13 protein-coding genes and 2 pseudogenes are annotated in these 14,353 nt (G+C 60.6%); 4 read left to right on the plus strand and 11 right to left on the minus strand.

The window, feature by feature from the left end:
* Positions 1 to 15: 15 nt before the first annotated feature.
* On the minus strand, positions 16 to 435 hold the full coding sequence (locus DQ405_RS10220; RefSeq protein ID WP_241729913.1) for a septal ring lytic transglycosylase RlpA family protein: 420 nt from the start codon (positions 433 to 435) through the stop codon (positions 16 to 18).
* Positions 436 to 661: 226 nt separating this feature from the next.
* Here DQ405_RS10220 and DQ405_RS10225 point away from each other — a divergent pair, with 226 nt between their 5' ends.
* A complete protein-coding gene (locus DQ405_RS10225; RefSeq protein ID WP_168424051.1) occupies positions 662 to 811 on the plus strand; it encodes a hypothetical protein in 150 nt (49 codons plus the stop codon).
* Positions 763 to 998 (plus strand): annotated as a pseudogene (locus tag DQ405_RS10230) (TonB-dependent siderophore receptor); the annotation flags it as partial. The gene DQ405_RS10225 and the pseudogene DQ405_RS10230, both read left to right, overlap by 49 nt.
* Positions 999 to 1,020: 22 nt before the next feature.
* Here the strand turns inward: DQ405_RS10230 and DQ405_RS10235 are convergent.
* Both DQ405_RS10235 and DQ405_RS10240 read right to left on the minus strand, forming a co-directional pair.
* On the minus strand, positions 1,021 to 1,800 hold the full coding sequence (locus tag DQ405_RS10235) for a transporter substrate-binding domain-containing protein (protein WP_168424125.1): 780 nt from the start codon (positions 1,798 to 1,800) through the stop codon (positions 1,021 to 1,023).
* Positions 1,801 to 1,974: 174 nt separating this feature from the next.
* Positions 1,975 to 3,975 carry a peptidase U32 family protein gene (locus DQ405_RS10240; RefSeq protein WP_168424126.1) on the minus strand — a complete coding sequence of 667 codons (2,001 nt, stop codon included), beginning with the start codon at positions 3,973 to 3,975 and terminating at the stop codon, positions 1,975 to 1,977.
* Between the two features lie 332 nt (positions 3,976 to 4,307).
* Here DQ405_RS10240 and DQ405_RS10245 point away from each other — a divergent pair, with 332 nt between their 5' ends.
* Positions 4,308 to 6,545, plus strand: coding sequence for a TonB-dependent siderophore receptor (locus DQ405_RS10245; RefSeq protein ID WP_168424127.1), 2,238 nt, complete (start codon positions 4,308 to 4,310; stop codon positions 6,543 to 6,545).
* Between the two features lie 296 nt (positions 6,546 to 6,841).
* Here the strand turns inward: DQ405_RS10245 and DQ405_RS10250 are convergent, their stop codons facing one another.
* From DQ405_RS10250 to DQ405_RS10275, 6 genes are all read right to left on the minus strand, one after another.
* Positions 6,842 to 7,177 (minus strand): DUF3325 domain-containing protein, encoded by a 336-nt coding sequence (locus tag DQ405_RS10250; RefSeq protein WP_168424128.1) that lies wholly within the window; start codon positions 7,175 to 7,177, stop codon positions 6,842 to 6,844.
* Positions 7,174 to 8,736 carry a PepSY-associated TM helix domain-containing protein gene (locus tag DQ405_RS10255; RefSeq protein ID WP_168424129.1) on the minus strand — a complete coding sequence of 521 codons (1,563 nt, stop codon included), beginning with the start codon at positions 8,734 to 8,736 and terminating at the stop codon, positions 7,174 to 7,176. The genes DQ405_RS10250 and DQ405_RS10255 overlap by 4 nt, the downstream gene beginning before the upstream one ends.
* Positions 8,733 to 9,035, minus strand: a complete 303-nt coding sequence (locus DQ405_RS10260; protein ID WP_168424130.1) for an iron transporter — start codon at positions 9,033 to 9,035, stop codon at positions 8,733 to 8,735. Before DQ405_RS10260 ends, DQ405_RS10255 begins: the two co-directional genes overlap by 4 nt.
* A 133-nt stretch (positions 9,036 to 9,168) precedes the next feature.
* Positions 9,169 to 11,217 carry a TonB-dependent receptor domain-containing protein gene (locus DQ405_RS10265; RefSeq protein ID WP_168424131.1) on the minus strand — a complete coding sequence of 683 codons (2,049 nt, stop codon included), beginning with the start codon at positions 11,215 to 11,217 and terminating at the stop codon, positions 9,169 to 9,171.
* Between the two features lie 137 nt (positions 11,218 to 11,354).
* Entirely contained in the window at positions 11,355 to 12,686 is a 1,332-nt protein-coding gene (locus DQ405_RS10270) for a HAMP domain-containing sensor histidine kinase (protein WP_168424132.1), read from the minus strand.
* Positions 12,686 to 13,387, minus strand: a complete 702-nt coding sequence (locus DQ405_RS10275; RefSeq protein ID WP_168424133.1) for a response regulator transcription factor — start codon at positions 13,385 to 13,387, stop codon at positions 12,686 to 12,688. Before DQ405_RS10275 ends, DQ405_RS10270 begins: the two co-directional genes overlap by 1 nt.
* Positions 13,388 to 13,571: 184 nt before the next feature.
* Between DQ405_RS10275 and DQ405_RS10280 the strand changes: the two are divergent.
* Positions 13,572 to 13,668, plus strand: a pseudogene (locus DQ405_RS10280) (CAP domain-containing protein); the annotation flags it as partial.
* Between the two features lie 104 nt (positions 13,669 to 13,772).
* Here the strand turns inward: DQ405_RS10280 and DQ405_RS27465 are convergent.
* A complete protein-coding gene (locus tag DQ405_RS27465; RefSeq protein ID WP_241729915.1) occupies positions 13,773 to 13,958 on the minus strand; it encodes a hypothetical protein in 186 nt (61 codons plus the stop codon).
* Between the two features lie 2 nt (positions 13,959 to 13,960).
* Positions 13,961 to 14,350, minus strand: coding sequence for a hypothetical protein (locus tag DQ405_RS10285; protein WP_241729917.1), 390 nt, complete (start codon positions 14,348 to 14,350; stop codon positions 13,961 to 13,963).
* Positions 14,351 to 14,353: the final 3 nt, after the last annotated feature.

Below are 14,353 nucleotides of genomic sequence, written 5' to 3' on the forward strand. Positions count from 1 at the left end.
TTATGGTGATGACGCTTAATCGACGCGTTCCAAACGCACCCGAACGACGCCCGAGCGGGTGCTGGCGATTCGCTCGAACGCCGCTTTCGACAGATCAATGACGCGCCCACGCACGAACGGCCCACGGTCATTGATGCGCACCACCACGCTTTTACCGTTGCGCGTATTGATGACCCGGACCTTGGCGCCAAAGGGCAGGGTGCGGTGCGCTGCGGTGAGCGCGCCCTGGTCGAAGCGCTCTCCGTTGGCGGTCAACTTGTTGTGGTGCTGGCTGCCGTAGTACGAGGCCTTGCCCGAGCCGATGAGTTCGCCCTGTTCTATCGAAGGTTGGGGTTCGGCGTCTGGCTGTGGCGGCTCGGGCGGGGGGGTTGCGCATCCGACGAGGGTTGCGACCAGTGATAACGCCATGATCCAGCGAGCTGACCCATTGAGCATGTTCGTTCCTTGTTTGCTTATGGAAGGGCCTATATCGGCCGGTTGAGGCCCCAGCGCCGAGTGTTGAGCAGCAGCTATCAGGGTTTTTACAGGAATTACTCTCAACGCGAGTAAGGTTCCCCCTTTTTCATTGAGTCGGGATGTCCATACATGTTCGTTTCGCGCCATTCTGAGAGCGCGTATCGCGCTGCCTGTTGTTGCCGTTTTGCCTAGCCCACTGACGCTCGTGATCGCCGTCGAACAGCAGACAACAGTATTGCCCGAAGTTCAGATTGTCGATGCGGGCGTGGAGCCGGATCAGCGCTACCAGGCCCGCGATGTCAGCAGCGCCAGCAAGGGCAGCGTGCCGGCAACAACGCCAACGACTACTGAATGAGCAGCCACACCGTGGTCGATGCCATTCTGCGTTGGGAGTACCCGGTGCTGGGCCAGTAGACCCGCTGCAGCTCAGCGTCGACAACCTGTTCGACAAGCAGTACTACCCGTCGAGCACCGGCAGCGAGCTGCAGGTCGATGTCGGCCAGCCAAGAACCGCACGTTTGAGCGCCAGCCTGACCTACTAAGCGTGCGGCTCATCCCGGCTCGTCACTCGTCGGGCTTGGCTAACCAGCTATCGGCGATGCGCTGGTACTCGCCGGTCGCCTTGGTCAGATGCAGCCACTGGTCGACGTAGGCCTTGAACGCCATGTCGCCACGCGGCAGCAGAAACGCCTTTTCGCTGTATTGCAGCGGCTTGTCGGGGTTCACCGCGCACAGCGTTGGGTAGTTGCGCTGCTGGTACTGCGCCTCGGACGAGTCGGTGATCATCACGTCGGCCTTGTTATCAGCGACGGATTTGAAGATCACCGTGTTGTCGTGGAACAACTCCAGCTGTGCCTTGGGCAACTCGCGATGAACGAAGGCCTCGTTGGTGCCGCCCGGCGGCTCGATCAGGCGCACTGACGGTTGGTTGAGCTGTTCGATGGTCTGGTACTTGTCGACCTCGTCGCAACGGACGAAGGGAATCTTGCCGTCCACCGTGATCGGGTTGCTGAAGAAGGCCTTTTTCTGCCGCTCGAGAGAAATCGAGATGCCGCCCACGCCCATGTCGCAGTTGCCGGCAAGGAAGTCCGGCATCAGCGTTTTCCAGGTGGTCGGCACCCACTCGATCTTGACGTTAAGGGTTTTGGCCAACGACTCGGCCAGTGCAATGTCGATGCCTTCGTACTGCTTGTCGTCGCGCAGGAAGGTGTAGGGCTTGTAATCGCCAGTGGTGCAGACCTTAAGGGTTCCGCGCTGTTGGACGTCATCGAGCAGCGAATTCGAGGGTGCGGCGAAACTCGCGCCGCTGGCTAGCAAGACGCTGGCCGCAATCAGAGATCTCATGGTGTGTCCTTGCAAGGCATGCCTGGGAAGGCCGCGGTTGTTGTTCTGGCCCGCCAGTTGCGCGGGCAATATCGAACCTACCGGACGGCGGCCTCGACTCACAAGGTTTTACGGATCGGAATTCTCGTGGCTGAGGAGCGGACGCCATGGCGGCGTCCAGACCCAGCATGCCGCTTAGGCGTGCGGCTTGTTCCGTATGGTCTTCATCAGGTCGTCCGGCGTGATATGCCCGACCACGCTGCTGGCGCTGCCCGGCTGCGGCAGATTGAGAATATTGCCCTTGATCTTACCGATCACGTGCATCTCGCAGGGCTTGCAGTCGAACTTCAGGGTCAGCACCTCGTCGCCGTGCACCAGCTGCATCGGCGCGACCTTCGTGCGCACGCCGGTGACGCCCTTGGCCTGTTTCGGGCAGAGGTTGAAGGAGAAGCGCAGGCAGTGCTTGGTGATCATCACCGGCACCTCGCCGGTTTCCTCATGGGCCTCGAAGGCCGCATCGATCAGCTCAACACCGTAACGCTGGTAGAAGGTGCGCGCCTTTTCGTTGTAGACGTTGGCAAGGAAGGTCAGATGCGATTCGGGGTAGACCGGCGGCGGTACGCTGACTGCCTTGCGGCTGCCCAGCGGGCGAATGGCTTCGCGAGCTTCGGTGAGCGCCTCGATGGCTTCGCGGCGCAATGCCTTGAGTTGTGAGTTGGGAATGAAGAAGGCCTGGGGTGCGTCCATCTCGGCTTCTTCGGCGTGGTAGATCGTGGTGCCCAACTGGCTCAGCAGGTCGACGATCTGACCGGGCACTTGCTCGGGCTTCTTGGCTTCGCCGAAGGGGCCGGCCAGCGAGGCGGTGGCATAGGCGCCTTCCTCGCTGGTCACGTGGAGTTCAAGCTCATCCGCACGCAGCCTGGCCAGCCAGCGCACGCCAATGCGGCGCTCGGCAGAGGTCTTCAGTAATGCCTGCTGCCAGTTGTGGTCCAGGTTGCGATTGAGCGGATGGTTCGGGCGCAGCTGGCGGATCGCGGCGGGCATCTCGTTGGGTTCGACGCGGTACTGCCAGAGCGCCTGGCCTTCCTCTTCTGATTGCCCCAGCGGCTCGACCACGCTGGCGCGGAAGCCCACCACCTCACGCTTGATCAGCACGTTCAGACCGTCGCCGTTGGACAGCGGCTCGCGTGTCTGCACCGTGAGATCGTGCTTGCCGACTTTGAGCACTTCGCCTACAGCGAGGCCGGTGAAGGTCGGCGAATCGAAGGCACCGATGTCAATTTTGCGGTCTGTAACGAAGTAATCAGTGCTGCCGCGGTGGAAGGTCTTGTCCGGGTCCGGCACGAAGAAGTGATCGGTACGGCCGCTGGAAGCGCGTGCCAGGTCAGTGCGGTCTTCAAGAATCTCATCCAGACGCTGGCGGTAGTAAGCGGTGATGTTTTTCACGTAGCTCACATCCTTGTAGCGACCCTCGATCTTGAATGAGCGTACGCCGGCATCGACCAGTGCGCGCAGGTTGGCGCTCTGGTTGTTGTCCTTCATAGACAGCAGGTGCTTGTCGAACGCGACGACGCGGCCCTGATCATCCTTGAGTGTGTAGGGCAGGCGGCACGCCTGGGAGCAGTCGCCACGGTTGGCGCTGCGGCCGTTTTGCGCATGAGAAATGTTGCACTGTCCGGAAAACGCTACGCACAGGGCACCGTGAATGAAGAATTCGATGGCAGCCTCAGTGGCATCGCTGATCGCACGTATTTCCTGCAGATTCAGCTCGCGGGCCAGCACCAGCTGAGAGAAGCCGGCCTTGTCGAGGAACTTGGCGCGCTCGAGGGTACGGATATCGGTCTGGGTGCTGGCGTGCAGTTCGATCGGCGGAATGTCCATCTCCATCACGCCCATGTCCTGCACGATCAGCGCGTCGACGCCGATCTCATAAAGCTGCCAGATCAGCGCCCGCGCCGCTTCCAGCTCGTCGTCATGAAGGATGGTGTTGATGGTGACGAACACCCGCGCATGGAACAGATGGGCGAATTTCACCAGCTCGGCAATGTCCGCCACGCTGTTCTCGGCGTTGTGTCGCGCACCGAAACTCGGCCCGCCGATGTACACCGCATCGGCGCCATGCAGGATGGCCTCTCTTGCAATGGTGGTATCCCGAGCAGGGGAGAGCAGTTCGAGGTGGTGTTGAGGCAAGGACATGGGCGCGGACCGGGTGCGAATCGAAAGTCGCGCATTGTAAAGGCTTACGGGCCTTTTGGGACTGGGCGCTGGACGAGAGGGCTAAGGACCGTGAATACAATGAGTTGAAGCGCAATGACAGTAATTAGAGTCGGTCTCCCTACCTTGCCGACTGCGAGCGGCTTGGCTTGCGTTCGTCAACTATCAAACTCTCACTGCGACATTGTAAGAACTTTCGGTTCGGTTTTCGGCTTGCTCGTCTGCCGTAATCAAGGGCTTTCTGCGAGCGCAAGTACGCGCATATAATGAGAACGATTCGTAGAATCAATAACATTACAAGGAAGCTGACAAGAATGCCGACCCACACGCTTACCCAGTTAGCCCCCGTCGCTGAACGCCCAAAGCTTGCCCTGCGACCGCTCACGCTGGTCGTTCACTTACTGGCTGCTGGCGCGGTCCTTCCAGCCGTGCCCGCTTACGCGCAGGTAACCGCTCCAGCTGAAGCGGACGATGCAACTACCCTTGACGCTGTCACGGTCACCGGTGAGGTGGTGCGAGACGTGACGGAAGGGACCGGTGCCTATACCACCGGTGCCGCGCGCACTGCCACACCGCTCAGCATGTCCCTTCGCGAGACGCCGCAGTCTGTCAGCGTAGTAACGCAGCAGCGGATGGAAGACCAGGACATGCAGACCATCCTTGATGTGGTCAACAACACGACTGGCGTGTCGGTCAATCGCTACGAAACCGATCGGGCACAGTTCAACGCGCGTGGTTTCGAGATCAACTCGCTGATGATTGATGGTGTGCCGACGATCTGGGAGCAGCCGTGGAGTTCGGGCGAGATGTTCAGCAGCCTCGCGATGTACGACCGCGTGGAAGTTGTCCGCGGCGCAAATGGTCTGATGGCGGGAGCGGGTGATCCGTCCGCTTCACTTAACCTGGTGCGCAAACGTGCCAGCAGCCGGGTCCTGACTGGTTCAGTCGAGGTCAGCGCCGGAAGCTGGGATACCTATGGCACGCTGGGCGATCTTTCCTTGGCCCTGAACGAAGCCGGCACGGTGCGTGCGAGGCTGGTTGGCGAGTACAACGAAGGTAACAGCTGGATCGATCTGAAATCCAAGGAACGCGAAACCTTTTACGGCACCATGGACATTGACCTGACGCCCGACACCACGTTGTGGTTCGGCCTGAGTCGCCAGGAAAACAATTCCGATTCGCCCATGTGGGGCGGGCTGCCGACCTGGTATGCCGACGGTAGCCGTACGAACTGGAGTCGCTCTACGACAACGTCTGCAGAGTGGAGCAAATGGGACAGTACTTACGAAACTTACTTCGCCAACCTGGACCACTTCTTCGCCAATAACTGGCAGGTCAACCTGAGCTATAACCGCGGCGAGCGTAATTCCGACTCCTATCTACTTTACCTGTCGGGTAATCCTGGCCGTGACGGTAGTGCGCCTATGTCTTCCTTTCCCGGCTCGTACAAGACCGAGACCGTACAGGACGACTACAGCATTCGTTTCAGCGGCCCGTTCAGGCTGTTTGGGCGCGAACATGAAGCCGCGTTTGGTTACATCTACAGCAAACAGGACTTCGATGCCGATACGCGCATCGCGCAGACCGGCTTTCAAGGTGTCGCGAATTTTGACGTTTACGACGGTGATTTCGCCGCACCGGTATGGGGCTCGCTGACTGACTATGGCTACGGCGAGGTGACCCAGAAAGGGTTGTACGGCGTCACGCGACTCAACGTGACCGATGCGCTCAAACTGATTATCGGCGCTCGCGACAGTAACTATGAGAAGACCAGCGACGACATCTATTCCGCCGAGTCTCACGTCGAGGTGAATCACGAGCTGACGCCATATGCAGGTATTGTTTACGACCTCACCGACAACCTATCGGCCTATGCAAGCTATACCGAGATATTTCTTCCGCAGTCCGAGCGCGACATTAGCGGGCAGCAACTGGAGCCGATCGTAGGTGAGAGTTATGAAACCGGCGTCAAAGCCGAGTTCTTCGAAGGCCGGCTGAACGCCTCTGCGGCGGTTTTCCAGATCAAACAGGACAACCTGGCGCAGAGCACGGGTATTCAAGTTCCTGGCGGGATGGCAGGGGAATTCGCCTATGAGGCTACCGAAGGGGCCACCAGCAAGGGCTTCGAGCTGGAGGTTTCGGGCGAAGTGGCAGAGGGCTGGAACGTCGCGGCAGGCTATACCCAGTTCAAGGTTCGCGATGCCGACGGCGAAGATGTCAATACCCGTTACCCAACCAAGCTGCTGCGCACCTTCACTACGTACCGTCTGCCGGGTGAGTTCAATAAGCTGACGATTGGCGGCGGGGTGAACTGGCAGGACAGCGTTCATACCTTTGCCAACAATCCAGCCGGCAACCGGGAGAAGATCGAGCAGGAGGCGTTTGCGCTGGTCAACTTGATGGCACGTTACGATGTGACCGAAAACCTTACCGCTCAGCTGAACGTGGATAATCTGACCGACAAGAAGTACTTCGACATGTTCGAGGCCTACGGCGCGCTGACATACGGTGCTCCCCGCAGTCTCACCGCGTCCGCGAAGTACCGCTTCTGACCGAAGCGGTTCGTTGGATCGTCGCCCCTATGGGCGTACCAGTTGAACCGGCAAAAGCCCCGACCGCAAGGCCGGGGCTTTTCGTTAGGAGTGTCTCGGTCCTGTGTGACCGGATAGCTGCGGCGCTTAAGGCCATGGACTCGGCGAGGCCTGTGATGCCATAAACGCTATGGGCTGCTCTGTTGGGTGTCGCTTGGCTCCCTGCTATTCGGATCGGAATGCTCGGGTTTTCAGAACACGTGGCACAGCGGTCAGGTTGCGTCCATCGTGCGACCCCAGGCGGTTTCCACTCCAGCTCAGAGCACCGCCAATACCACCCAGATCATTCCACCCATCACGGGCAAGCTCGTCGCTACGCGCGGCGCGTAAGGAATCAGCATGAGCAGGGCGAAGCCGGCAAGCGAGATCAGGCCAAACCAGCCAACCAGTGCCATGCCGCCGGGCCAGACGTCGCCAGCCGTGTAGACCGCCAATCCGAGCAGCAGACTGCCGAGCGGGGCACCGAGGCGGCGCAGTCGAGCGGGCACGCGTGAGCTGACCAGTTGCTTCCAGTGGCGTTCCTTGCCGAGACAGAAGCCCAGCATGCCGGCGTAGGCCAGCAGGAAGCTGGAAAACAGAGCTGAACCGTTCATGACAAGGCTCCGGGAACTGGGCGGTTGAGTGGGGCGGAACGTGCCTTTCTGGCAGCGACGGCTTGGGGTATTTTCCAGGCTGTCCAGGCGAGCGACAGGCCCATCAGCGATACGCTGACAGTTAGAGACAGGCGCATGCTGTCCGAGGCCGGATTTCCGGTCATCAGGTCCAGCAACGGCATGCCGAGTGCCAGTGCCGCAGCGGCGAATAGCTGCTCGCGCCAAGCGTGCATGGGCTTGCGCACCCAGCCGTGCAACCAGCTCAGGGCCCAGATACTGAAGAACAGCCGCAGCTCCCACTCCTGTCGACCGGCCAACTCTGCCGGCAGCAGTCGATTGCCCCAAAACAGCGCGATGCAGGCCAGCGAAAGCCCGGCCACTATCGCCACGTTGGTGCTTTCCACGAACCGGAGGAAGGACTGGTTGGCCTTGGCCTGCTTGCGCTGCTTGACGGTGTAAAGCACCAGCCCGGTCGCGATCATGGCGCAGCTGACCAAACCACAGATGAAGTACAGCCAGCGCATCGGATAACCGCCAAACTGCGCGAAATGCAGGCCAGCCATCACCCGTTGGGTAAGTTGACTGGTGCGTGACGGCTCCGGTGCGTGGATCAATTCGCCGGTCACGCCATTGAATACCATGCCTTCGCCCTTGGTCAGTTCGATGCGATTACCCAGGACAGGACGCGCCGTGACCTGAGCATTGGCTCGGCCTGGGTTGCTCACGGCCAGGCCACCAATCATGCCGGCGCCATAGTGCGCCTCGGCACGGGACACGATTTCACCGAGCGGCGGCAGCGGCGCGATCGGCGCTTGGATGGGCTTGTCGCCAAGACCTTCGCCGCGCGGCGCTTGCTCGGCGGCGCGGCCCGGTTGCGCCTCCTTGAAGTAGGCCTGCCGATCACCGTCATACAGTGCGTCGACTGCTGCCGGCATATAGAGCAGAAAGAAGATCGCGAGCCCTGTGTAGGTAATCATCAGGTGGAACGGCAGCAGCAGGACGGCGCTGGCGTTGTGGCCGTCGAGCCAGGAACGTTGCCCCTTGGCCGGACGGAAGGTAAAGAATTCCTTGAAGATCTTCTTGTGAATGATGATCCCGCTGATCAGCGCCACCAGCATGGCCATGGCGGCGAACCCGACCACCCAGATGCCGAGGATGCGTGGCAGGTGCAGGGTATAGTGGAAGTGGAAGAAGAAATCGCCGCCGATGGTTTCCCGCGCCTCGACGATCTCACCCGTCTGCGGATCGAGCTGCGTGCGCTCGGCGCCGCGGCGTCGTTCACCTACGCTGACGCTGAGGTCTGGCGACCGTTCGGTAGGCAGGCTGATGTTCCAGTTCGATTCGTCCGGATGATTCTCCGTCAGCCAGCGTTGCGCCACGTCGGCGGCGGCTGGTGGCGACTGCGCCCGGTCGGTCAATTCCGGCTGCATCCACCAGCTGATCTCTTTATCGAAGACCGCCAGCGTGCCGGTGAGGAAGATGGCGAACAGCATCCAGCCGAGCAAGAGCCCGCACCAGGTATGCAGCCAGGACATCGATTGTGTCAGGCTGCCTTTCATCGCACGGCCTCCAGCAACTGTGGCCAGAAGCCGATGGCTGCCAACGGCACCGCGGTACCCAGCCCGACCAGCACCCGGCGTAGCGAGGCCGCGGCGAAGGCCCAGAGAATGAATGCCAGATAGATCACGAACGACAGCAGCGACGCGGTGGTCAGCGCATCCACGCGATCCACTGGCAGCAGGCGCGCCAGTGCGGCGGTGAATGCGTAGGTGAAGGCGTAGCCGCCAAGCACGGCGAGGGCGGCGCGCGCGGCGATGTCAGGCCAGGCGTTACGCGATTGCGATACGGAACGAGTCACGACAGGCTCCCGGTGGGAAACGGCTGAAGTCAGACAAAAAAGCCCGACGGCTGCGGAGCAGACCGGTCGGGCAGTCGGTTAGAGGCGGTATGCCACGTCTTTGAAGGCAAGCAGCACGCCGCGTCGCGATCGCTTAGAAGTCAACAGTCATGCCAACGACCAGCCGGCGGCCATCCAGCACCACTTCGTAGTCGTCGTTGGTAATTTCCTTGTTGGCGATGTTGTACAGCCCGGCTTTCACATCGACGCTGCTCGTCAGCTGATAGACGACGCCGGCATCGAAGAAGCCATAGCCCGGCGTGCCGTCGGACATGCTGGTACGGCTGATGTAATCGCTGGTTTCGCTGCGGTAGTTACCCTGCAACCAGGCATTGAGGCGGGACGTTGCCTGCCAGTCGAGCAGCGCGTTGGCCATATGCTTGGGCTGCTTGTTCAGCGGATCGCCTTTGAACTCGCCAGTCTTCTGCTCGGAGTCGGTGAAGGTGTAGCTGGTGCTCAGGCGCAGATTGGGCCTGAAGTTGTAGTCCAGGGTCCACTCGATGCCCTGCATGATGGCTTCGTCAACGTTCATCCGCGTGCTGAGGAAGTAATAGTCGGTGCCGCCAAAGTCGCAGGACCAAGCAGCGACATTGTTGCGGTTGGTGTTGGAGCCATCGGTATCGGTTTCGCAGAGGCGGTCCTCGGTGATCTTGTCCTTGTACTTGGTATGGAAGGCCATGAGGCTGGTGGAAAAGCCCAGTTCTGGATTGTCGTAATTGAAGCCCAGCTCGAAGTTGGTGCTGGTTTCGGGGTCCAGCTCCGGATTGCCGATAATCAGCGCGCGCGGATGTGGCGCCGGTGATCCGCCGCCGCCCGTACCGCGGCCGAAGCCTTCGGTGGCGTCGGCGAGGCCGGGCTGCTTGTAGCCGGTGGAGACGCCACCTTTGAGGGTCAGGTTCGGCGTGGATTGGTAGACGCCATACAGGCGCGGAGACAGGTAGCCGCCGAACAGCTCGTCGTCGTTGTAACGCAGACCGGTGGTGATCGCCAGGTCCTCGGTTACGCCCCACTCGGCCTCGGCGAAGATCGCCGCCAGCCAGCGATCGACGCTCGCTACGGCACCCGGCACGTTCGACGCCAGCAGCCCATTGGATTCGTCGACGAAATCTTCGTACTTGTACTGACCGCCGAATGTGAACACATGCGAGCCCCAGAAGTAGCTGGCCTGGGTGTTGAGCGTGGTGATCTCTTCGCGCTTGGTGAGGTCTTGAACACGCTCCGATTCGTCATGCTGCAGGTAACTGCTGATTTGCCAATCGGCGTACTGGCCGTCATGGGCCAGTACGTAAATGTCCTTCTCGTAATCGGTGGTGTTCTTCGTCGCGGTGATGTCGACGCTCTGGCCCGGATGATGGGTTTCGTTCAGGCGTGCGGCCTGGTAGCTGACGGAGAAGCGATTGCGCTCGTCGGGTGTCAGGTAGAGTTCGATGCCGCCCTGCTTGCGCTGGCTGTCCGGTGTGCTGGCCGCGCCGTCGTCTGCGCCAATGTGGTCGCTTTCGTCGGCACGGGTATAGCTGCCGTTCAGCTTGGCGCCGAGCAGGCCCGGAATCAGCGCGCCTCCGAGATAGAAGTTGGTCGTCGCTTCGTCTTCGTTGATGTCGTTCAGCGAATGGCTGTAATCGGTGGAAATGGTGCCAGCCCAGGCGTCGCCGCCTTTGCGGGTAATGATGTTGATCACGCCGCCCATAGCCTCGGAGCCGTACAGCGACGACATCGGGCCGCGGATCACTTCGATGCGTTCGATCATTGCCAGCGGTGGCAGGCCGATCTGTTTGCCGCCGTCGCTGCCGTTGGTATTGACCGAGCGGCCGGCGGAAACGGGGCGCCCATCGACCAGATAGAGCGTGTAGGCTGAGGTCATGCCGCGGACGCTGATGTCCTGCATATTGCCGCCACCGGTGACGTAGACGCCGGGAATATTCTTCATCGCGTCGACGATGTTGGTGTAGGACTGCTTTTCCAGCTGCTCCCGGGTAATCACGGAAATACTGGCCGGGGCCTTGGCAATGTTCTGTTCGTAACCGGCGGCGGTCACCACTGTGGTCGGCTGGAGCTCGAGCGGTTCTTCGGCATGGGCCGGTGCGCTGATCCAGGTTGCCATGGCGATGGCGCCAGCCAGCCGGTGTCGATTGAAAATGACCATTCCCGCATTCTCCCTGAGCCTTAGCATTCATCGTCCGCGGCCGCCAGAGGCCGCAAATCAGACGCGTCGCCCGCGTCGGCGGTCGCGCCGTTCGCAATGCTAAGTATTCTCATTTGAGAGTAAAGCGCATTTACAATCTATACACTTCGCAGGCGGATGGTCATGCGCAGCCCGGGGTTGCCGTTCTCGGCCCAGATGTCGCCGCCCTGCATCAGCACCATGCTGCGAGCGATAGCCAGGCCCAGCCCGAAACCGTCGCCGCCAGGCCGGGCCGCGCTGAGCCGGGCGAAGGGCCGGAAGATTACTGGCAATTGGTCTGACGGCACACCAGATCCCTGGTCTTCAATGTGTAGCTGCCAATGATCGCCGTCGGGTTCCGCCCACAGGCAGACCGTGCCCGCGGCGGGGGAATAGCGAATGGCGTTGCGCAGAATGTTTTCCATGGCTTGCGCTAGCGCGTTGAGGTTGCCAAGCACCAGACAATCCTCTGGTACCCGCGCCTGGATGCGCTCGCGTGGCCAGCCGGATTCGAAGCAGGCGTTCTCACTGAGCACATCCCAGAGTGCCGCCACTTCCACCGGCTCGCATTCGAAGCGGGGCTGCTCGCTGTCCAGCCAGGCGAACTCCAGGGTACTGTCGACCAAGTGTTGCATGCTGGTGATTTCGCGGTCGGTGCGACTGCGCATTTCCTCGGCGCTCAGCTCACTCTCACAGGCGACGCGCAAACGGCTGAGCGGCGTGCGCAGCTCGTGGGAAAGATCGCGCAACAGTTGCTGCTGCTGCGTAATGGAGTCGCGCAGGCGCTGGGTGAGGTACTCCAGCGAACGGCCCAGTTCGCCGAGTTCATCGTTACGCCGGGCGATCGACGGCGGCAGCAGCGAGTCGAGGCGATTTCCGCGCAGCGCATTGGCCTGCCGACGCAAGCTGTCCAGCGGCGAGACCAGCAGGCGGTAGAGCATCCAGCAGAACAGCACTGACAGCAAGACCAGTGGCAGATACACCGCACCGGCGGTAAGTAATGCGTGATGGCGCCAGGGCCGGAAGCGTTCCGGCAACCGCATGATCAGCCGCGCACCGCTGCCCTCGATGGGCATGGATACCAACGGCAGGCTTTCACTCCGCCGGCTCATTGGCCACTCGTAATGCCGCACGAAGGTGATCATTTGCCGCTCTTCGTTGTTAAGCGTCTGCCCGCCGAGGGGTTGCAGCTGCTCATCGACTACCACCAGCCAGCTCGACTCTCGCTGGCGCATGCTCTTAAGCCATTGTTCCAGCGCTTCCGGCTCCTCATGCAGGGCAGTACGGGCCTGGTCGGCATAGTCGGCGAGGACTTCATGCGCCTCCGGCGACAGGTAGGAGCTAGCCCGGTCGATCTGTCGACCGACGTAGCCGCCGGCCCAGATCATCGACAGACAGAACCCGGCGACCAGCACCACCAGGCGCCAGAACAACGAATGACGGTTGGGCATCAGCTGGCCTGCAGTTCCAGCACGTAGCCCTTGCCCCATACCGACTCCAGACGTAGCGCCAGGATCTGTTCACGGGCCAGTTTGCGGCGGATGTTGCTGATGTGCATATCGAGGCTGCGATCATGCTGCGAATAGCCGCGGTGTAGTGCTTGCTGGTAGAGAAACGGTTTGCTCAGCACTTCGCCAGCTGCGTTGTGCAGCACCTTCATCAATCGGTATTCAGTCGCCGTCAGACCGACCCAGCGGCCCTCGTAACGCAAATCGCAACGCTGATCATCGAAGCGAATCGTGTCATCGTTGGCCGCTGGCTGGACGCTGCGCTCGTACGCGACGCGCCGCAGAATGGCGGCGATGCGTACCTGCAGTTCTTCGATGCTGAACGGCTTGGGCAGGTAATCATCGGCGCCGCTATCAAAGCCCTGGATGCGATGCGCCTCGTTACCCAGCGCAGACATCATCAGCACGGGTGTACGACGCTGTTCGCGCAGCTGGGTCAGCAGCTCCATGCCGCTGAGCGCCGGCAACATCACGTCCAGCAGGATCAGGTCGAACGCCGACTCGCGCGCCAACGTCAGTCCGGTGAGCCCGTCATCAGCGAGAGTGACTTGAAAGCCGCGGCTTTCCAGGGAGGTTTTCAGATGGTTACCGAGAATCGGATCGTCCTCGATTGCCAGGATTGTTCGGGCTGCGAAAGAAGCCATGGAAGGTCCGGTGCAAATAAGAACGATTATAGATTGTCGACCAGTTGAAACGGCAAGCGCTGAATGACAAGCACTAATGAACAGGAGTCGCACCGGGACTGAAAGCGTTTTGCCTCGCATGCTCGACTTGGCTCGTGCTCCCGGTGCATCTTCACTGCTTCTGATTACCGGGTTCGCTGGAGATGTGAATCCGCAGTTCAACGAACTCGGCGCTGCCTACGCCAGTGGATCCACAGAGCGATGCGGGAATTTATTGGGTGGGGATGTTCGGCGGGCAGTGATCGGCAAAGCGACCCGCAAGGGTATTTAGGTTCGTTAACGTTGTGACATCAATACACCGAGGACCTCCTTAGCCCTCGGTGCATCTATCGGGAGCGTCGCCTGGTCAGATCAGATCCTTGCCCGCGGCTTCTTCCAGGTTACTCTTCGTGAGTTCGGTCAATAGCGGATCGGCCGACTCGTTGAAAGGCAAGGCGAAGATCAAAAGCAGGTGCATCCAGGTCGTCAGTTTTTCCTGTTTCTCTACCCGCCCCAGCTTCTTGCCTTCACTGTCGCGGAACATCATGTCCATGATCAGCGTATTGTCGAAGGTGCCTGGTACCAGGAAGAAGGTGCGCCTGTGACCACAGCCAGTCCGAGGTTGCCGGTTTCCTGATTGCGCAGAGTAACCGTGACATAGAGATCGGACGCTTCCTGCTCGGTGCTGACCCGAGAGAACCGGCCGCTGTCGACGAAGCTCTGTTTAATGAGCTGTTCCAGCTTGGCAATGTTGGGGGTGCTCGCCGTCGGCGTGCCGTTCACCGAATGCTCGGTTTGTACCTTGATGTATGCGGTTGGCTTTGCCTGCATGGACTCGGCAAGCGGCCATTGCTGGACCTCCGGCAACATGTTGTGCGAGTACGTCATGCAACCCTGCAGAGTCAGGGACGCGGCAATGGCGAGAAGGGCTATCAGCTGTTTCATATT

Source organism: Pseudomonas sp. SST3 (assembly GCF_003325755.1).